This window comes from Shigella sp. SIG6, from assembly GCF_053555815.1.
Window position 1 is genome coordinate 1 of the sequence record NZ_JBQZXC010000060.1, and the last position, 21,165, is coordinate 21,165.

Here is a 21,165-nt window from a genome sequence, read left to right on the forward strand (position 1 = left end):
GGGAGGGGAGATTACGTGCAGATTTCGTAGCAAGGGATGTAGGCTGAGCCTGGCAACTTCATACGATGCTGGGCAACAAAACCCTGTAGCAGGTCGTCCATACGACGCATAATCTCTTTATCGCCGTTGATTTTGTAAGGACCAAACTCTTCAATGGCGCGAATACCGACTTCTTTTACGTTACCCGCCACAATACCGGAGAACGCACGGCGCAGGTCGGCAGCCAGCACTTCAACAGGTTGATCCGGGTAAAGCTTCAGATTAGCCATATTCTCGTGAGACGGCTCAAACGGCATTTGCAAATCTGGCGCAATGCGCATTGACCAGTTAAAGCTGTAGGCATCGCCTGTATCACGGCGATTTTCTTTCACCAGCGGCATCGATTTTTTCATCTGACGAGCGACTTCAGCGGCGTCATCAATGATGATGCGGTAATGGCGGCGCGCGTTTTCGCCCAGCGTATGTACGACAAACTCGTCCAGTACGCGGAAGTAGTCGGCGCTCTCTTTCGGGCCGGTGAGGCTCAATGGTAAAACCTGATCTTTGTTGGCCGGGTTCATTAAAATTCCCAGCAAATACAGCAACTCTTCTGCCGTACCCACACCGCCAGGGAAGATAATGATGCCGTGAGCGATACGGACAAACGCTTCCAGACGTTTTTCGATATCCGGCATGATGATCAATTCGTTGACCAGCGGGTTAGGCGGTTCAGCGGCGATAATCGACGGCTCTGTCATACCAATAAAACGACTGTCTTTGTAACGCTGCTGCGCGTGTCCGACCGCAGCACCTTTCATCGGCGCTTCCATCGCTCCTGGACCACAGCCGGTGCAGATATTCAGCTCACGCAGGCCCAGCTGGTTCCCGACGCGACGGGCATACAAATACTCGTTTTCGTTAATTGAGTGACCGCCCCAGCAGACCACCATATTTGGCGCTTCACCCACATGCAGCGCGCGAGCGTTACGCAAGATGGAAAAGACCAGGTTAGTGATGTGGACGGAGTTGTCGAGATTCAGGTTGGGAAAACGAACGGTATTATGGATTTGCCCGTAAACGAAGAGAATGTCTCGCAGAACCGCGAACAAGTTGGCCTGCAAAGCGCGAATAATTCGCCCATCGACAAAAGCCTCTTCCGGGGGATTAATCAGTTCCAGCTTTACGCCCCGTTCACGGCGCAGGACGTTAATATCGAAATTTTCAAAACGAGACAGCAATTCTTTGCTGTTATCGGTCAAACTACCGGAGTTCAGTACGGCAAGTGAACAGTTGCGAAACAGTTGATAGAGGTCGCTGCTGGCGGTGCGTTTAAGCATATCCACTTCCAGCTGCGACAACATATCCATGGAGCCAAGCGGGCTAATATGTGTAATCAAGAAAAACTCCTTATGGGACGAATATCGTCATTCCCTTTGATTACAATAGCCCTGCCTGATGACCTTTCACAACCTTCTGCGTGAATCCAGCACGCAAAATTGAGAAAAAATTTATTGCCGAACCAGTCTTGTGGTCGATGGGACAAAATCGCTATTACTGCGCCACGGGTTAATGTCCAGACCGCCACGACGGGTATAACGTGCGTAAACGCTCAATTTCTCTGGCTGGCAGAAGCGTAACAGGTCATTAAAGATGCGTTCCACGCACTGTTCGTGGAACTCGTTGTGATGACGGAATGAGACCAAGTAACGCAGCAGTTTTTCTCTGTCAATTTGGCGTCCACGATACTGAATTTGGATCGAACCCCAATCTGGTTGATGGGTGATCAGGCAGTTTGATTTCAGCAGGTGGCTGACGAGCGTCTCTTCCACTACTTTTTCACCGCTGGTGGCATTCTCCAGATAGTCAGTAGTGAATTCATAGTTATCGATAGTGATATCCTGGTCATCAATGCAAGTGCCATTGAAATGACCTATCGGCTGGCCTTCCAGTTCATCAAGACGATATAACGCCACGCTAATCTTACCCTGAGCGCAAGTGCTTAAGTCGCGCTCCAGCGTCTGGCGCACCTCATCCCAGTTATTAAAACGCGTCTGGTTAAAACTGTTGAGATAGAGCTTAAAACTCTTCGACTCAATCAGATTTACGCTGGTGTAATCAAGTTCAACATGACCGACAGCGACCTGCGGCAAACCTTTCGCATTCAGCCAGGAAAGTTCATACAGCGTCCAGATATCCGTACCGTGAAAAGGCAGGTTATCCGCTTTCAGACCCAGCGGGTCGCGATTCAGGCTGCGTGGAACGCCTTGCAGTAGGCTGGCGTCATAGGTATCCCGGTAATCGGTTGATTTTCCAAGAGTCAGGCCCGCAAGTGCCTGATGGTTTGCATAAGAAGACATGTTTCACCGTCATAAACCAGATAAACTAAACGACAAGTGTATCTGGTTTAAGTGAAGAGAGAAATTAGTGGACGATTTGACCGCACAAGCCCTGAAAGATTTTACTGCACGCTACTGCGATGCGTGGCATGAAGAGCATAAAAGCTGGCCGTTAAGTGAGGAACTGTACGGTGTTCCTTCACCGTGCATTATTTCAACTACCGAAGATGCCGTATACTGGCAACCCCAGCCGTTTACCGGGGAACAAAATGTAAACGCGGTTGAACACGCTTTTGATATTGTGATACAACCCACAATTCATACCTTTTATACGACTCAGCTTGCCGGGGATATGCACGCGCAGTTTGGCGATATCAAACTGACATTGCTGCAAACCTGGAGTGAAGACGACTTCCGTCGGGTGCAGGAAAATCTGATTGGTCATCTGGTGACTCAGAAAAGGCTAAAACTGCCGCCCACGCTATTTATCGCGACGCTGGAAGAAGAGTTAGAGGTCATCTCGGTGTGTAATCTCTCCGGTGAAGTGTGCAAAGAGACGCTGGGAACACGTAAACGGACGCATTTAGCCTCAAATCTTGCGGAATTCCTTAATCAACTTAAGCCTCTTCTGTAATCCAAATACCCCATCTGGTTGTGAGAGATCTCTTACAGACTCTGTAGGAGATCGCCAGGAAATAAGCGAATACTTAAAAAGATAAGAATCGTTATTTTCATTTAAAATCAAAATGTTGATTGTTAATTCTTAACTTTCATATGAAATTTTCCTTAAGGCATTGTCTGTAAGCGCCTTGTAAGACTTCGCGAAAAAGACGATTCTATCTTCGTCGACAGGGAGTCAGACAACGAAGTGAACATCAGGATGATGACACTTCTGCAGGACACACCAGGATGTGTGTTTCAGGGAAAGGCTTCTGGATGAAGCGAAGAGGATGACGCAGGACGCGTTAAAGGACACCTCCAGGATGGAGAATGAGAACCGGTCAGGATGATTCGGTGGGTCAGGAAGGCCAGGGACACTTCAGGATGAAGTATCACATCGGGGTGGTGTGAGCAGGAAGCAATAGTTCAGGATGAACGATTGGCCGCAAGGCCAGAGGAAAAGTTGTCAAGGATGAGCAAGGAGCAACAAAAGTAGCTGGAATGCTGCGAAACGAACCGGGAGCACTGTGAATACAGTGCTCCCTTTTTTTATTCCTGCTATCCTTCGCGGCAGTTTTTCTTATTGAGGTTGCTTTATGACCACTCATGACCGCGTTCGTCTCCAGTTGCAGGCGCTTGAAGCGTTACTGCGTGAACATCAGCACTGGCGAAACGATGAACCCCAGCCGCATCAATTTAATAGTACCCAACCGTTCTTTATGGACACCATGGAACCACTGGAGTGGTTGCAGTGGGGGCTGATCCCGCGAATGCACGATTTGTTAAATAACAACCAGCCGTTACCGGGCGCTTTTGCTGTTGCACCCTATTATGAAATGGCGCTGGCGACGGACCATCCGCAACGCGCGCTTATTCTGGCTGAGTTGGAAAAACTGGATGCTCTTTTTGCGGATGATGCGAGCTAATGCTGGAAATACTCTATCAGGATGAATGGCTGGTTGCGGTAAATAAACCCTCCGGCTGGCTGGTTCACCGTAGCTGGCTGGATCGCGACGAGAAAGTAGTGCTCATGCAAACCGTGCGTGACCAGATAGGACAGCATGTTTTTACTGCTCATCGTCTGGACCGACCCACTTCTGGTGTGTTGTTGATGGGATTATCCAGCGAGGCCGGACGGCTGCTGGCACAACAGTTTGAACAGCACCAAATCCAGAAACGTTACCATGCGATTGTGCGCGGCTGGTTGATGGAAGAAGCGGTGTTGGATTATCCACTGGTGGAAGAACTGGACAAAATCGCTGATAAATTTGCCCGCGAAGATAAAGGCCCGCAGCCAGCAGTGACGCATTATCGCGGTCTGGCGACCGTAGAAATGCCGGTAGCGACCGGACGTTACCCGACCACGCGCTACGGCCTGGTGGAACTGGAGCCGAAAACCGGACGCAAACATCAGCTTCGCCGACATCTTGCCCATTTGCGTCATCCGATTATTGGCGATAGCAAACATGGCGATTTACGCCAGAATCGCAGCGGTGCTGAGCATTTTGGCCTCCAGCGGTTAATGCTACATGCCAGTCAGTTGTCATTGACGCATCCTTTTACTGGCGAGCCGCTGACTATTCACGCGGGCCTGGACGACACCTGGATGCAGGCGTTATCACAATTTGGCTGGCGCGGTCTGCTTCCTGAAAATGAAAGGGTTGAGTTCAGTGCGCCATCGGGTCAGGATGGAGAGATAAGTTCCTAATCCAGGGAGAAAACGGTATGGCGGAAATTGGTATTTTTGTCGGCACCATGTACGGAAATTCGCTGTTAGTGGCGGAAGAAGCAGAAGCAATACTGACCGCACAGGGCCACAAAGCAACGGTATTTGAAGATCCTGAATTAAGCGACTGGCTGCCCTATCAGGATAAGTATGTTCTGGTGGTTACGTCCACGACCGGGCAGGGCGACCTTCCTGATAGCATTGTGCCGCTCTTTCAGGGAATCAAAGATAGTCTGGGCTTCCAGCCGAATCTGCGTTATGGCGTGATTGCGCTCGGCGACAGCAGTTATGTAAATTTTTGCAATGGCGGCAAACAGTTCGATGCCTTGTTACAGGAACAGAGCGCTCAGCGGGTTGGCGAAATGCTGTTGATTGACGCCAGTGAGAACCCGGAACCGGAAACGGAATCAAATCCGTGGGTCGAACAGTGGGGCACGCTGTTGTCCTGATATGTCAGCGAGCGGTAAATGTCGTTTTAGCGGTGCTGAATCGAATCTTTTCAGGCAAATGCCAGTAAAAACTGCTTCATAGCGCGGATTTTTACTGGCGTTTGCCTAGAGTCAAGCGATCCATTTCATACTCTTCTTTATTTCTTCGTTTTTACCCTTCCTTTCTTGTTCTTGTTTTCATTTCCGTGAAGTGGATTCCACCGTCCAGGGCTAATGCCAAAATCGGGCCTCATTGAACGCATTAATGTTGTGTTGTTGCACGGTGAGCCGCTATGGCGCGCTTTTTATACTGCTATTGCCAGATATAAACACGCGCCGTATTCGGCGAACGACCTATAAAAACGGCAAAAAACACCCTACGTCACCTCTGATTTCCTGGCGATGTCGCAGTCCAGAGTGAGCGTGGCTAACGCGAATTTTCAGGAGTGCAACAATGAGTTCTTTAAGTCAGGCTGCGAGCAGTGTGGAAAAACGCACGAATGCTCGTTACTGGATAGTGGTGATGTTGTTTATCGTCACATCCTTCAACTACGGCGACCGCGCTACGCTTTCTATTGCCGGTTCGGAAATGGCCAAAGATATCGGCCTTGATCCCGTGGGAATGGGCTATGTGTTCTCTGCCTTCTCATGGGCTTATGTTATCGGGCAGATCCCTGGTGGTTGGTTGCTGGATCGTTTTGGTTCAAAACGCGTCTACTTCTGGTCGATCTTTATCTGGTCGATGTTTACCTTGCTGCAAGGCTTCGTCGATATCTTTAGTGGATTCGGCATTATCGTTGCCCTGTTTACTCTGCGCTTCCTGGTCGGGCTTGCTGAAGCGCCATCTTTCCCCGGCAACAGTCGCATTGTTGCGGCCTGGTTTCCGGCGCAGGAAAGGGGAACGGCGGTGTCGATTTTTAACTCCGCTCAATACTTCGCAACGGTGATCTTCGCGCCGATTATGGGCTGGCTGACGCATGAAGTGGGCTGGTCACACGTCTTCTTCTTTATGGGCGGTCTGGGCATTGTCATCAGCTTTATCTGGTTGAAAGTCATCCACGAGCCAAATCAACATCCGGGGGTAAATCAGAAAGAGCTGGAGTATATCGCCGCGGGTGGCGCGCTGATCAATATGGATCAGCAAAGCACCAAAGTTAAAGTGCCGTTCAGCGTGAAGTGGGGGCAGATCAAACAGCTGCTCGGGTCACGGATGATGATCGGCGTTTATATCGGTCAGTACTGTATCAACGCCCTGACTTACTTTTTCATTACCTGGTTTCCGGTTTATCTGGTGCAGGCGCGTGGGATGTCGATTCTGAAAGCGGGCTTTGTGGCTTCCGTTCCGGCGGTTTGCGGTTTTATCGGCGGTGTGCTGGGTGGAATTATTTCCGACTGGCTGATGCGCCGCACGGGATCGCTGAACATTGCGCGTAAAACACCGATCGTAATGGGCATGTTGCTGTCGATGGTGATGGTGTTCTGCAACTACGTCAACGTTGAGTGGATGATCATCGGCTTTATGGCGCTGGCCTTCTTCGGTAAGGGCATCGGGGCGCTGGGTTGGGCAGTAATGGCAGATACCGCGCCAAAAGAGATCAGCGGTCTTTCCGGTGGCCTGTTCAACATGTTCGGTAACATTTCTGGCATCGTCACGCCAATCGCAATTGGTTATATCGTTGGCACGACTGGCTCGTTTAATGGGGCGCTGATTTATGTTGGTGTTCATGCCCTAATCGCGGTACTGAGCTACCTGGTGCTGGTGGGCGATATCAAGCGTATCGGGCTGAAACCTGTCGCGGGGCAATAAGATGGCGACACAATCCAGTCCTGTTATTACTGATATGAAAGTCATTCCGGTCGCCGGACATGACAGCATGTTGCTCAATATTGGTGGTGCGCATAACGCATACTTCACCCGCAATATCGTGGTACTCACCGATAACGCCGGGCATACCGGCATTGGTGAAGCGCCGGGCGGAGAAGTGATTTATCAAACACTGGTCGATGCTATTCCGATGGTTCTGGGCCAGGAAGTTGCGCGCCTGAATAAAGTGGTTCAGCAGGTACATAAAGGTAATCAGGCAGCCGATTTTGATACCTTCGGCAAAGGTGCCTGGACTTTTGAATTGCGCGTTAATGCCGTGGCGGCGCTGGAAGCCGCCTTGCTTGACCTGCTAGGTAAGGCGCTGAATGTTCCGGTCTGCGAACTGTTGGGGCCAGGCAAGCAACGCGAGACTATTACCGTCCTCGGTTATCTGTTTTATATCGGTGATCGGACCAAAACCGATCTTCCTTATCTGGAAAATACGCCGGGCAACCATGAGTGGTATCAGTTGCGCCATCAGAAAGCGATGAACAGCGAAGCCGTTGTGCGTCTGGCGGAAGCCTCACAGGATCGCTATGGCTTTAAAGATTTCAAACTTAAGGGCGGGGTGTTACCTGGCGAGCAAGAAATCGACACTGTTCGTGCATTGAAGAAAAGCTTCCCGGATGCGCGGATTACCGTTGATCCCAACGGTGCATGGCTGCTTGATGAAGCCATTTCTTTATGCAAAGGGCTGAATGATGTTCTTACCTATGCCGAAGATCCATGCGGCGCAGAACAGGGCTTCTCCGGACGTGAAGTGATGGCGGAGTTTCGACGGGCGACCGGCTTGCCCGTCGCGACTAACATGATCGCCACCAACTGGCGCGAAATGGGTCATGCGGTGATGCTCAATGCGGTAGATATTCCACTTGCCGATCCGCACTTCTGGACGCTTTCCGGTGCAGTCCGCGTGGCGCAGCTTTGCGACGACTGGGGGCTGACCTGGGGCTGCCATTCCAACAACCATTTCGATATCTCTCTGGCGATGTTTACCCATGTGGGCGCGGCGGCACCGGGTAATCCTACCGCTATCGATACCCACTGGATTTGGCAGGAGGGCGATTGTCGCCTGACCAAAAATCCGCTGGAGATTAAAAACGGAAAAATTGCCGTTCCTGATGCGCCCGGTCTGGGCGTGGAACTGGACTGGGAACAGGTACAAAAGGCACATGAGGCCTATAAACGTCTGCCTTGCGGTGCGCGTAACGACGCAGGTCCGATGCAGTACCTGATCCCCGGCTGGACCTTTGACCGTAAACGTCCCGTTTTCGGCCGTCATTGATTCTGAAAAAGGACATAAATATGAGTTCTCAATTTACGACGCCTGTTGTTACTGAAATGCAGGTCATCCCGGTGGCGGGTCATGACAGTATGCTGATGAATCTGAGTGGTGCACACGCACCGTTCTTCACGCGTAATATTGTGATTATCAAAGATAATTCCGGTCACACTGGCGTAGGGGAAATTCCCGGCGGCGAGAAAATCCGTAAAACGCTGGAAGATGCGATTCCGCTGGTGGTAGGTAAAACGCTGGGTGAATACAAAAACGTTCTGACGCTGGTGCGTAATACTTTTGCCGATCGTGATGCTAGTGGGCGCGGTTTGCAGACATTTGATTTGCGTACCACTATTCATGTAGTTACCGGGATAGAAGCGGCAATGCTGGATCTGCTGGGGCAGCATCTGGGGGTAAACGTGGCATCGCTGCTGTGCGATGGTCAACAGCGTAGCGAAGTCGAAATGCTCGGTTATCTGTTCTTCGTCGGTAATCGCAAAGCCACACCTCTGCCGTATCAAAGTCAGCCGGATGACTCATGCGACTGGTATCGCCTGCGTCATGAAGAAGCGATGACGCCGGATGCGGTGGTGCGCCTGGCGGAAGCGGCGTATGAAAAATATGGCTTCAACGATTTCAAACTGAAAGGCGGTGTACTGGCCGGGGAAGAAGAAGCCGAGTCTATTGTGGCACTGGCGCAACGCTTCCCGCAGGCGCGTATTACGCTCGATCCTAACGGTGCCTGGTCGCTGAACGAAGCAATTAAAATTGGTAAATACCTGAAAGGTTCGCTGGCTTATGCAGAAGATCCGTGTGGTGCGGAGCAAGGTTTCTCCGGGCGTGAAGTGATGGCAGAGTTCCGTCGCGCGACTGGCCTGCCGACTGCAACCAATATGATCGCCACCGACTGGCGGCAGATGGGCCATACGCTCTCGTTACAATCCGTTGATATCCCGCTGGCGGATCCGCATTTCTGGACTATGCAAGGTTCGGTACGTGTGGCGCAAATGTGCCATGAATTTGGCCTGACCTGGGGTTCACACTCAAACAACCACTTCGATATTTCCCTGGCGATGTTTACCCATGTTGCCGCCGCTGCACCGGGTAAAATTACTGCTATTGATACGCACTGGATCTGGCAGGAAGGTAATCAGCGCCTGACCAAAGAACCGTTTGAGATCAAAGGCGGGCTGGTACAGGTGCCAGAAAAACCGGGGCTGGGTGTAGAAATCGATATGGATCAAGTGATGAAAGCCCATGAGCTGTATCAGAAACACGGGCTTGGCGCGCGTGACGATGCGATGGGAATGCAGTATCTGATTCCTGGCTGGACGTTCGATAACAAGCGCCCGTGCATGGTGCGTTAAGACAGAAAACCAAAACCGGCTCTATCTGGAGCCGGTTTGAGACTGATGCTAAACGCAAAATAGCCTGTTGTGCTATGTATCAGGTCTACATCATTTTTTAATTCATTGAATTTAATTGGTTTTGTAGGCCGGATAAGGCGTTAACGCCGCATCCGGCATAAACACAGGCACTTTGTCACCAATCTGAAACCAGCGTCATAAAAAGCCGATTGCTACTCGACAAGACGTCCGTTACCCGAGAATTTTGCTGGCTTCGCGCGCGACATTATCCATCTCGTCCAACAGTTCCAGCAGCTCCGGCTCCAAATCTTCTTCTTTAGTACCGCTACGTAGCTGTTGTTCGATCAGCTGGCAGAGATTCTTCATACGTGGTACGCCGCTATAGCCGCAACTGCCATGCAGTTTATGAATCAAATCAACCAGGCCTTCCGGGTTTTCTCCAACCAGCTGTTCCTCAACTTTGTTGCGAACTTCAGGCAGGAAATCGAGTAACATTTGCAGCATATCGCGCGCTAAATCGGTTTTTCCTGCTGCCTGGCGTAGTGCCAGTTGCCAGTCGAGGGTCGCATTCGGGTTCACCACAATTTCGTTGACTTCGGGCGTCACGACGCGAGACGAAATACCGCTGCCAGGCTTGTAGCGCAACAACAAATTATGCAATCGCTCTTCTTCAATCGGTTTCGCCAGATAATCGCTCATCCCTGCGCCAAGCAGCTTCTCTTTTTGCCCGGCCATTGCATGCGCCGTTACCGCGATAACCGGCGTTTGTCGCTGATGCGGGAGTTGGTGGATGAGTTCGCAGGCCCGAATGCCATCCATGTCCGGCATTTGAATATCCATTAAGATCAAATCGAACGGCATCTGTTTCGCCCGTTCAACTGCCTGATGCCCGCTATCGCAAAGTTCCACATGTTGCACCATATCTTCCAGCAATGCGCCGATAAGTTTCAGGTTAGCGGGGTTGTCATCAACCGCCATGACTGTCATTGCCAGCTTACTTTCATCGGTTACAGGCAAAAGCGTGTTTTGTTTGTGATGACAAAATTCCGTCAGGGCAGGCAACAGGCGCGTAGGTGTTAATGGTTTCAGCAGACACGCGCCGATACCATCTTGCTTGAGTTTTTCAGCATTGACTTGTGCATGGCAAGGAAGTGCCAGCATCAGGAAATCGGTCATCGATACCGCTTTCGCTAATCGCTCATGTTGCATTGTTAGCGGCTCGCGGAAGGTCACCGCGATGCCTAACAACATCATGTCGTAATGTGCGGGAGGCAGCGCGGAGAACGTTGGGCTATAAACCACTTCCAGCGGCGTTTCACTTAAAATATCCAGCGTGCATTGCGCTGCTGCGGAGTTTGGTTCGACATAGGCCAGGCGCTTACCTGCGAGGCACTGGATGGATGGCCCTTCGATAATAATGTTCGGGTTCAGATCGAGATTAATGTGGAACCAGAAAGTTGAACCGCGATTCGGCTGGCTATGGAACGAAATATCGCCGCCCATTTCATTAACCAGTTTTTGTGTAATCACCAGCCCCAGCCCGGTGCCACCATGACGGCGGGAAATACTGGCATCAGCCTGTCGGAAGGCCTGGAATAAGCGCGATTGATCGCGTTCAGGAATACCAATGCCGGTATCCCGAATCTGCACTTCAATCTGCACTTTGGTATTACTCAGCGCACGTTTTTCTACCAGAATATCAATGTTGCCATTCTCGGTGAATTTAATTGCATTCCCCACCAGGTTAGTGATGATTTGCTGTAATCGCAGTGGGTCGCCGATCACGTTATCAGGCACGTCGCTTTTAATATTGAGCGTCAGTTCCAACCCTTTATCGTGAGAAGAATGTGCCAGCAGAGTAACGACTTCATCCAGCGTGCTGCGTAGTGGGAATGGAATACTTTCCAGAATCAGCTTACCTGCTTCCAGTTTCGAGAAGTCGAGAACATCATTAATAATTGCCAGCAAATTATTTGCCGAACGTTCAATCGTATTCAGGTGATCGCGCTGCGTTGGTGTTAATTCTGTTTTCAGCGTCAGGCGGGTAAAGCCAATAACACCATTCAGTGGTGTACGCAGCTCGTGTGACATATTTGCCAGAAACTCGGATTTAATACGCGCCGCTTCCTGGGCGCGCTTTTTCGCCAGATCCAACTCAACGTTCTGAATTTCCATCTGCTCCAGCGTTTCACGCAGATCGGACGTCGCCTGGTCGATATTGTGCTGCATCTCTTCGTGATAAGCAACCAGCGACATTGCCATCGAGTTGATACCGTTTTTCAGCATATCCAGCTCGCCGAGCATAAATCCTTCCACCCGGCTGTCGAGTTGCCCGCGACGGATGCGGTCGACGGTATTCACCATGTTGCGAATCGGACCGGTTACATCGCGCATTAAGCGCCAGCCAAAAATAAGCGCAATACCGATACAAAACAGCATCATCACGCAGGAAATAAAGATCTCTTTATATTGCTGCAAGCGAACCGATTTAAGATCCAGCTCAAGCGCAATATATCCCAACATATTTTGACTATTTTTGGCATCGCTACTGGGCGATTCGTCGGGGGAGTAACTCTCAGAAATAATCGGCGTGCGGAGGATCATAATATCGCCGTCACGAGTGACAGTGAGCTGGCGAGGAAACGGCACGTTGCTGCCGAGCTGCATTGATGAGGGATCAAGATGAAAATTGGAGGTGACAAAGAGTCGGTTATTTTCATCATAAACCGAAATCGCGCGAACAATATCGGAATGGCGACGATGCAGTACGCTTATTAACTGACCGATAGATTCGCGATTTTGCAGGCTCATGCCATATTCAGTAGAAACTGCAAGCGGCTCAATAATGCTAGCACCGGCATCTTCCAGTTGACGCTGCAAGTCGTTATAGCGATGCACGACGAAAAAGATACTCAGCAATAAACCAATAAGGACGGTCGGTGCCAGGATCAGAATCATCATGCGTGCGCGCAGGCTGTAGTTGGTCATGGAGTTCCGTTATGGGACAATTAAGGTCACACTGTTAAATTGAGAAAGTCTCGCCAATGGCGCAATTCTACTCTGCAAAACGACGCACGACGACGCGTCAGATCATAACCGTTTCAGTCAACGACCTCGACTCTTTTGGTCAGGGCGTGGCGCGACATAACGGCAAAACGTTATTTATCCCCGGATTATTGCCGCAGGAAAACGCGGAAGTTGCTGTTACTGAAGATAAAAAACAGTATGCCCGCGCTAAAGTCGTACGCCGGTTAAGCGATAGCCCGGAACGCGAAACGCCACGCTGTCCTCATTTTGGCGTATGCGGCGGCTGTCAGCAACAACACGCCAGCGTGGATTTACAGCAGCGAAGCAAAAGTGCGGCACTCGCCCGATTAATGAAACACGATGTCTCTGAAGTGATCGCCGATGTTCCCTGGGGCTATCGCCGCCGCGCGCGTTTAAGTCTGAACTACTTACCGAAAACACAGCAACTTCAGATGGGGTTTCGCAAAGCGGGCTCCAGTGACATTGTCGACGTCAAACAATGCCCCATTTTAGCGCCCCAACTTGAAGCATTGCTGCCCAAAGTCAGGGCATGTCTGGGCAGCTTACAAGCTATGCGCCATCTTGGTCATGTTGAACTGGTACAGGCAACCAGCGGCACGCTGATGATTTTGCGCCATACCGCACCGCTAAGTTCGGCAGATCGCGAAAAACTGGAACGCTTTTCGCATTCTGAAGGCCTGGATCTGTATCTCGCCCCCGATAGTGAGATACTCGAAACCGTCTCTGGTGAGATGCCCTGGTATGACTCAAACGGGTTGCGCTTAACTTTTAGCCCGCGCGATTTTATTCAGGTCAATGCGGGTGTGAACCAAAAAATGGTAGCGCGTGCGTTGGAATGGCTGGATGTGCAACCTGAAGATCGCGTACTGGATCTGTTCTGCGGTATGGGCAACTTTACACTGCCATTGGCGACACAAGCTGCCAGTGTGGTCGGTGTAGAAGGTGTTCCGGCGCTGGTGGAAAAAGGCCAGCAGAATGCGCGTCTTAATGGCTTACAGAATGTGACGTTTTATCACGAAAATCTTGAAGAAGATGTCACAAAGCAGCCGTGGGCGAAAAACGGCTTCGATAAAGTGTTGCTGGACCCGGCGCGAGCAGGTGCCGCAGGTGTTATGCAGCAAATTATAAAACTGGAACCTATTCGTATAGTTTATGTATCCTGTAACCCTGCAACGCTGGCTCGGGATAGCGAAGCGTTATTAAAAGCAGGATATACCATTGCGCGACTGGCGATGCTGGATATGTTCCCACACACGGGACATCTGGAATCGATGGTACTTTTCTCGCGCGTTAAATAGTTACGATTTGCCGATTTCGGCAGGTCTGGTCCCTAAAGGAGAGGACGATGGTTGCGGTAAGAAGTGCACATATCAATAAGGCTGGTGAATTTGATCCGGAAAAATGGATCGCAAGTCTGGGTATTACCAGCCAGAAGTCGTGTGAGTGCTTAGCCGAAACCTGGGCGTATTGTCTGCAACAGACGCAGGGGCATCCGGATGCCAGTCTGTTATTGTGGCGTGGTGTTGAGATGGTGGAGATCCTCTCGACATTAAGTATGGACATTGACACGCTGCGGGCGGCGCTGCTGTTCCCTCTGGCTGATGCCAACGTAGTCAGCGAAGATGTGCTGCGTGAGAGCGTCGGTAAGTCGGTTGTTAACCTTATTCACGGCGTGCGTGATATGGCGGCGATCCGCCAGCTGAAAGCGACGCACACTGATTCTGTTTCCTCCGAACAGGTCGATAACGTTCGCCGGATGTTATTGGCGATGGTCGATGATTTTCGCTGCGTAGTCATCAAACTGGCGGAGCGTATTGCTCATCTGCGCGAAGTAAAAGATGCGCCGGAAGATGAACGTGTACTGGCGGCAAAAGAGTGCACCAATATCTACGCGCCGTTGGCGAACCGTCTTGGGATTGGGCAACTGAAATGGGAGCTGGAAGATTACTGCTTCCGTTATCTCCACCCGACCGAATACAAACGCATCGCAAAACTGCTGCATGAACGCCGTCTCGACCGCGAACACTATATCGAAGAGTTTGTCGGCCATCTGCGCGCTGAGATGAAAGCTGAAGGCGTTAAAGCTGAAGTGTATGGTCGTCCGAAACACATCTACAGCATCTGGCGCAAAATGCAGAAAAAGAACCTCGCCTTCGATGAGCTGTTTGATGTGCGTGCGGTACGTATTGTCGCCGAGCGTTTACAGGATTGTTATGCCGCACTGGGGATAGTGCACACTCACTATCGCCACCTGCCGGATGAGTTTGACGATTACGTCGCTAACCCGAAACCAAACGGTTATCAGTCTATTCATACCGTGGTTCTGGGGCCGGGTGGAAAAACCGTTGAGATCCAAATCCGCACCAAACAGATGCATGAAGATGCGGAGTTGGGTGTTGCTGCGCACTGGAAATATAAAGAGGGCGCGGCAGCTGGCGGCGCACGTTCGGGACATGAAGACCGGATTGCCTGGCTGCGTAAACTGATTGCGTGGCAGGAAGAGATGGCTGATTCCGGCGAAATGCTCGACGAAGTACGTAGTCAGGTGTTTGACGACCGGGTGTATGTCTTTACGCCGAAAGGTGATGTCGTTGATTTGCCTGCGGGATCAACGCCGCTGGACTTCGCTTACCACATCCACAGTGATGTCGGACACCGCTGCATCGGGGCAAAAATTGGCGGGCGCATTGTGCCGTTCACCTACCAGCTGCAAATGGGCGACCAGATTGAAATTATCACCCAGAAACAGCCGAACCCCAGCCGTGACTGGTTAAACCCAAACCTCGGTTACGTCACAACCAGCCGTGGGCGTTCGAAAATTCACGCCTGGTTCCGTAAACAGGACCGTGACAAAAACATTCTGGCTGGGCGGCAAATCCTTGACGACGAGCTGGAACATCTGGGGATCAGCCTGAAAGAAGCAGAAAAACATCTGCTGCCGCGTTACAACTTCAATGATGTCGACGAGTTGCTGGCGGCGATTGGTGGCGGGGATATCCGTCTCAATCAGATGGTGAACTTCCTGCAATCGCAATTTAATAAGCCGAGTGCCGAAGAGCAGGACGCCGCCGCGCTGAAACAGCTTCAGCAAAAAAGCTACACACCGCAAAACCGCAGTAAAGATAACGGTCGTGTGGTGGTTGAAGGTGTTGGTAACCTGATGCACCACATCGCGCGCTGCTGCCAGCCGATTCCTGGAGATGAGATTGTCGGCTTCATTACCCAGGGACGCGGTATTTCAGTACACCGCGCCGATTGCGAACAACTGGCGGAACTGCGCTCCCATGCGCCAGAACGCATTGTTGACGCGGTATGGGGTGAGAGCTACTCCGCCGGATATTCGCTGGTGGTCCGCGTGGTGGCTAATGATCGTAGTGGGTTGTTACGTGATATCACGACCATTCTCGCCAACGAGAAGGTGAACGTGCTTGGCGTTGCCAGCCGTAGCGACACCAAACAGCAACTGGCGACCATCGACATGACCATTGAGATTTACAACCTGCAAGTGCTGGGGCGCGTGCTGGGTAAACTCAACCAGGTGCCGGATGTTATCGACGCGCGTCGGTTGCACGGGATTTAGTCTTACATAGCTGGATATGGCGTCAGCCGTATCCAGCGATATCTTTTACTCGAAGGTATTACACCTGACAGACCCGCAATTTTCAGGACAATTCAATGAATCAAATCGACCGTTTGCTCACTATTATGCAGCGCCTGCGCGATCCGGAAAACGGCTGCCCGTGGGATAAAGAGCAGACATTTGCCACCATTGCGCCTTACACCCTTGAAGAAACCTACGAAGTGCTGGACGCCATCGCCCGTGAAGATTTTGACGATCTTCGCGGTGAACTGGGCGATCTGCTATTCCAGGTGGTGTTTTACGCGCAAATGGCTCAGGAAGAAGGGCGCTTTGACTTTAATGATATTTGCGCTGCTATTAGCGATAAATTAGAGCGTCGCCATCCGCATGTTTTTGCTGATAGTTCTGCCGAAAACAGTAGTGAAGTGCTTGCCCGTTGGGAGCAAATCAAAACCGAAGAGCGCGCGCAGAAAGCGCAGCATTCGGCGCTGGACGATATTCCTCGTAGTTTACCGGCTTTAATGCGGGCGCAAAAAATCCAGAAACGTTGCGCCAACGTTGGCTTCGACTGGACGACGCTTGGCCCGGTGGTTGATAAAGTCTACGAAGAGATCGACGAGGTGATGTACGAGGCGCGGCAGGCTGTTGTCGACCAGGCTAAACTGGAGGAGGAAATGGGGGACCTGCTGTTTGCCACGGTTAATCTGGCTCGCCATTTAGGGACGAAAGCAGAAATCGCATTGCAAAAAGTGAACGAAAAATTCGAGCGTCGTTTTCGCGAAGTGGAGCGTATTGTTGCCGCGCGTGGACTGGAAATGACAGGTGTTGACCTCGAAACAATGGAAGAAGTCTGGCAACAGGTAAAACGGCAGGAAATTGATCTCTAAGGGAATTATGCGGTCAAGCGCCATTTGTGTCATTTTTTAAATGACAAGCGCTTGATTTGCGTCAAAAACATTTACCCCAAAGGGGCTATTTTCTCACTCCTGATTTCAATAGTGCGCTGGCGAAGAGGAGGGATAATGAAAGTTTGTGGCACAGGTCATGTTCGGGTATACTGCTTTCCCGTCTTGGTTATTCCATCGTCTTTTCAACCTAACTTCTCAGGTTCAGCATGACAACGAACTATATTTTTGTGACCGGCGGGGTCGTATCCTCTCTGGGTAAAGGCATTGCCGCAGCCTCCCTCGCAGCCATTCTTGAAGCCCGTGGCCTCAATGTGACCATCATGAAACTGGATCCTTACATCAACGTCGATCCAGGTACTATGAGCCCAATCCAACACGGGGAAGTGTTCGTTACTGAAGACGGCGCTGAAACCGACTTGGACCTGGGGCACTACGAGCGTTTCATTCGTACCAAAATGAGCCGCCGCAACAACTTCACCACGGGTCGTATCTACTCTGACGTTCTGCGTAAAGAACGCCGCGGTGACTACCTCGGCGCAACCGTGCAGGTTATTCCGCACATCACTAACGCAATCAAAGAGCGCGTGCTGGAAGGTGGCGAAGGTCATGACGTAGTACTGGTAGAAATCGGCGGTACAGTAGGTGATATCGAATCCTTGCCGTTCCTCGAAGCTATTCGCCAGATGGCTGTTGAAATTGGCCGTGAGCACACTCTGTTTATGCACCTGACGCTGGTGCCGTACATGGCAGCGTCTGGTGAAGTCAAAACCAAACCGACTCAGCACTCTGTAAAAGAGCTGCTCTCCATCGGTATCCAGCCTGACATCCTGATTTGTCGTTCAGATCGCGCTGTACCGGCGAACGAACGTGCGAAGATTGCATTGTTCTGTAATGTTCCGGAAAAAGCGGTTATTTCTCTGAAAGACGTCGATTCCATCTATAAAATTCCGGGCCTGTTGAAATCTCAGGGGCTGGACGATTATATTTGTAAACGATTCAGCTTAAACTGCCCGGAAGCAAATCTGTCCGAATGGGAACAGGTTATCTTCGAAGAAGCGAATCCGGTAAGTGAAGTCACCATCGGTATGGTCGGCAAGTACATTGAACTGCCGGATGCTTATAAATCAGTGATCGAAGCACTGAAACACGGTGGGCTGAAGAATCGTGTCAGCGTCAACATCAAACTGATCGATTCACAAGATGTTGAAACGCGCGGCGTTGAAATCCTTAAAGGTCTGGACGCAATCCTCGTACCTGGCGGTTTCGGCTATCGTGGCGTAGAAGGCATGATTACGACCGCGCGTTTTGCGCGTGAGAACAATATTCCTTATCTGGGCATTTGCCTGGGTATGCAGGTGGCGTTAATTGATTACGCTCGCCATGTTGCCAACATGGAGAACGCCAACTCTACAGAATTTGTGCCAGACTGTAAGTACCCGGTTGTGGCGCTGATTACCGAGTGGCGCGATGAAAACGGCAACGTTGAAGTTCGTAGCGAGAAGAGCGATCTCGGCGGTACCATGCGTCTCGGCGCACAGCAGTGCCAGTTGGTTGACGATAGCCTGGTTCGCCAGCTATACAATGCGCCGACAATTGTTGAGCGTCATCGTCACCGTTACGAAGTCAACAACATGCTGTTGAAACAGATTGAAGATGCAGGTCTGCGCGTTGCGGGCCGTTCCGGGGATGATCAGTTGGTCGAGATCATCGAAGTTCCGAATCACCCGTGGTTCGTGGCTTGCCAGTTCCATCCGGAGTTTACTTCTACTCCACGTGATGGTCACCCGCTGTTTGCAGGCTTTGTGAAAGCCGCCAGCGAGTTCCAGAAACGTCAGGCGAAGTAAGTAAAAAAGTTAGAACGGCAACGCGTACCCTGGGTACGCGTTGTTTGTCTGGAGTTTCAGTTTAACTAGTGACTTGAGGAAAACCTAATGTCCAAAATCGTAAAAATCATCGGTCGTGAAATCATCGACTCCCGTGGTAACCCGACTGTTGAAGCCGAAGTACATCTGGAGGGTGGTTTCGTCGGTATGGCAGCTGCTCCGTCAGGTGCTTCTACTGGTTCCCGTGAAGCTCTGGAACTGCGCGATGGCGACAAATCCCGTTTCCTGGGTAAAGGCGTAACCAAAGCTGTTGCTGCGGTAAACGGCCCGATCGCTCAGGCGCTGATTGGCAAAGATGCTAAAGATCAGGCTGGCATTGACAAGATCATGATCGACCTGGACGGCACCGAAAACAAATCCAAATTCGGCGCGAACGCAATCCTGGCTGTATCTCTGGCTAACGCCAAAGCTGCTGCAGCTGCTAAAGGTATGCCGCTGTACGAGCACATCGCTGAACTGAACGGCACTCCGGGCAAATACTCCATGCCGGTTCCGATGATGAACATCATCAACGGTGGTGAGCACGCTGACAACAACGTTGATATCCAGGAATTCATGATTCAGCCGGTTGGCGCGAAAACTGTGAAAGAAGCCATCCGCATGGGTTCTGAAGTTTTCCATCACCTGGCAAAAGTTCTGAAAGCGAAAGGCATGAACACTGCTGTTGGTGACGAAGGTGGCTATGCGCCGAACCTGGGTTCCAACGCTGAAGCTCTGGCTGTTATCGCTGAAGCTGTTAAAGCTGCTGGTTATGAACTGGGCAAAGACATCACTCTGGCGATGGACTGCGCAGCTTCTGAATTCTACAAAGATGGTAAATACGTTCTGGCTGGCGAAGGCAACAAAGCGTTCACCTCTGAAGAATTCACTCACTTCCTGGAAGAACTGACCAAACAGTACCCGATCGTTTCTATCGAAGACGGTCTGGACGAATCTGACTGGGACGGTTTCGCATACCAGACCAAAGTTCTGGGCGACAAAATCCAGCTGGTTGGTGACGACCTGTTCGTAACCAACACCAAGATCCTGAAAGAAGGTATCGAAAAAGGTATCGCTAACTCCATCCTGATCAAATTCAACCAGATCGGTTCTCTGACCGAAACTCTGGCTGCAATCAAGATGGCGAAAGATGCTGGCTACACTGCAGTTATCTCTCACCGTTCTGGTGAAACTGAAGATGCTACCATCGCTGATCTGGCTGTTGGTACTGCTGCAGGCCAGATCAAAACTGGTTCTATGAGCCGTTCTGACCGTGTTGCTAAATACAACCAGCTGATTCGTATCGAAGAAGCTCTGGGCGAAAAAGCACCGTACAACGGTCGTAAAGAGATCAAAGGCCAGGCATAAGTCTGACTTTATCTGATTTGATAATGCCAGCCTTCGGGCTGGCATTTTTTATGGTGGAGTTACCAGCGGCCGGATGCGCCGCCACCGCCAGAAGAACCTCCCCCGCCGCTAAATCCGCCGCCACTTGAGCCTCCAGCGGAACCGCTGTTGTCTGAATGATAACTTCTACCAGATGCTCTTTTCTGAAGTACACATAAACAGGTAAAGACCATAAATATGGTGAAAGTAAAAAAGAAGGAAAATACAGCAATGGAAAAAGTTTTATCGGAGAACAGGAATAAATCTAAAAGATGGATTGCTGAAATACAGACTCCACTTTTACATGCGCGACAAAAATTACTGCCTTGATGAAAAAACCAGAAAGGGAAGAACATCACTGCAAATACCCAAAAAATAGCAAAGTAATAATGATCAGTGGAAGACGTTGATTCACTTTCTGAAGGATTAGCCGGATATTGGTGTTGTGAAGTGAGTTGGTTATTCAAAGCGATTATAGCTAACTCTAATCCCTTAGCTAATTTTTGTTGTTTAAATGCGGGTATCATGTTGCTACGGATGATATCTCCAGCCAGAGCATCGGTTACCTTTTCTTCCAGCCCATAACCTACCTGGATGCGGACAGTGCGATCCGACCAGGCAACAACGATCAGTATCCCATCATTACGTTTGGCATCTCCTAAACGCCAATTGTCAAAAACTCTTGTAGCATATTGTTCAATTGTCTCATCTTTGGTTGTGGAAACAATTAATACAGCAATTT

The 21,165-nt window shown here is 50.6% G+C and carries 16 protein-coding genes; 12 read left to right on the forward strand and 4 right to left on the reverse strand.

Features of this window, described 5'->3' with window-relative positions; genetic code table 11:
- Positions 1-11 precede the first annotated feature (11 nt).
- Positions 12-1,376: a nucleotide 5'-monophosphate nucleosidase PpnN gene (ppnN, locus tag ACUU1M_RS11610; RefSeq protein ID WP_000628005.1), complete on the reverse strand. Its 1,365-nt coding sequence runs from the start codon at positions 1,374-1,376 to the stop codon at positions 12-14.
- A 111-nt stretch (positions 1,377-1,487) separates the two neighbouring features.
- The gene (gene queF, locus ACUU1M_RS11615) at positions 1,488-2,336 is read right to left on the reverse strand and encodes an NADPH-dependent 7-cyano-7-deazaguanine reductase QueF (protein ID WP_000100422.1); all 849 of its coding nucleotides are present in this window, start codon (positions 2,334-2,336) and stop codon (positions 1,488-1,490) included.
- Between the two features lie 67 nt (positions 2,337-2,403).
- Between queF and syd the strand changes: the two genes are divergently transcribed.
- From syd to gudD, 7 genes are all read left to right on the forward strand, one after another.
- Complete coding sequence (gene syd / locus ACUU1M_RS11620; protein ID WP_152028952.1) at positions 2,404-2,949, forward strand: SecY-interacting protein; 546 nt, start codon at positions 2,404-2,406, stop codon at positions 2,947-2,949.
- Between the two features lie 622 nt (positions 2,950-3,571).
- Positions 3,572-3,901, forward strand: a complete 330-nt coding sequence (locus tag ACUU1M_RS11625; RefSeq protein ID WP_000206987.1) for a YqcC family protein — start codon at positions 3,572-3,574, stop codon at positions 3,899-3,901.
- Positions 3,901-4,683 (forward strand): tRNA pseudouridine(65) synthase TruC, encoded by a 783-nt coding sequence (gene truC / locus ACUU1M_RS11630; protein ID WP_000889983.1) that lies wholly within the window; start codon positions 3,901-3,903, stop codon positions 4,681-4,683. The genes ACUU1M_RS11625 and truC overlap by 1 nt, the downstream gene beginning before the upstream one ends.
- A gap of 17 nt (positions 4,684-4,700) precedes the next feature.
- A complete protein-coding gene (locus ACUU1M_RS11635; RefSeq protein ID WP_000807753.1) occupies positions 4,701-5,150 on the forward strand; it encodes a flavodoxin in 450 nt (149 codons plus the stop codon).
- Positions 5,151-5,583: 433 nt separating this feature from the next.
- Entirely contained in the window at positions 5,584-6,936 is a 1,353-nt protein-coding gene (gene gudP / locus ACUU1M_RS11640) for a galactarate/glucarate/glycerate transporter GudP (RefSeq protein ID WP_000097094.1), read from the forward strand.
- Position 6,937: 1 nt separating this feature from the next.
- Positions 6,938-8,278 carry an enolase C-terminal domain-like protein gene (locus ACUU1M_RS11645; protein WP_000235404.1) on the forward strand — a complete coding sequence of 447 codons (1,341 nt, stop codon included), beginning with the start codon at positions 6,938-6,940 and terminating at the stop codon, positions 8,276-8,278.
- A gap of 20 nt (positions 8,279-8,298) precedes the next feature.
- Positions 8,299-9,639 carry a glucarate dehydratase gene (gudD, locus tag ACUU1M_RS11650; protein ID WP_000098265.1) on the forward strand — a complete coding sequence of 447 codons (1,341 nt, stop codon included), beginning with the start codon at positions 8,299-8,301 and terminating at the stop codon, positions 9,637-9,639.
- A 231-nt stretch (positions 9,640-9,870) separates the two neighbouring features.
- Here the strand turns inward: gudD and barA are convergent, their stop codons facing one another.
- Complete coding sequence (gene barA, locus ACUU1M_RS11655; RefSeq protein ID WP_000186425.1) at positions 9,871-12,627, reverse strand: two-component sensor histidine kinase BarA; 2,757 nt, start codon at positions 12,625-12,627, stop codon at positions 9,871-9,873.
- 56 nt (positions 12,628-12,683) lie between these two features.
- On the opposite strand from barA, the gene rlmD reads away from it, so the two are divergent.
- From rlmD to eno, 5 genes are all read left to right on the forward strand, one after another.
- Entirely contained in the window at positions 12,684-13,985 is a 1,302-nt protein-coding gene (gene rlmD, locus ACUU1M_RS11660) for a 23S rRNA (uracil(1939)-C(5))-methyltransferase RlmD (protein WP_000046798.1), read from the forward strand.
- 47 nt (positions 13,986-14,032) lie between these two features.
- Positions 14,033-16,267 (forward strand): GTP diphosphokinase, encoded by a 2,235-nt coding sequence (relA, locus tag ACUU1M_RS11665; protein ID WP_000226813.1) that lies wholly within the window; start codon positions 14,033-14,035, stop codon positions 16,265-16,267.
- A 95-nt stretch (positions 16,268-16,362) separates the two neighbouring features.
- Positions 16,363-17,154: a nucleoside triphosphate pyrophosphohydrolase gene (gene mazG, locus ACUU1M_RS11670; protein ID WP_001071652.1), complete on the forward strand. Its 792-nt coding sequence runs from the start codon at positions 16,363-16,365 to the stop codon at positions 17,152-17,154.
- Between the two features lie 227 nt (positions 17,155-17,381).
- Entirely contained in the window at positions 17,382-19,019 is a 1,638-nt protein-coding gene (gene pyrG, locus ACUU1M_RS11675; protein ID WP_000210878.1) for a glutamine hydrolyzing CTP synthase, read from the forward strand.
- Positions 19,020-19,106: 87 nt separating this feature from the next.
- Complete coding sequence (gene eno / locus ACUU1M_RS11680; RefSeq protein ID WP_000036723.1) at positions 19,107-20,405, forward strand: phosphopyruvate hydratase; 1,299 nt, start codon at positions 19,107-19,109, stop codon at positions 20,403-20,405.
- 59 nt (positions 20,406-20,464) lie between these two features.
- Here the strand turns inward: eno and ACUU1M_RS11685 are convergent.
- Positions 20,465-21,165, reverse strand: a 701-nt coding sequence (locus tag ACUU1M_RS11685) for a TPM domain-containing protein (RefSeq protein WP_449144668.1), incomplete at its 5' end; no start/stop codon positions are given.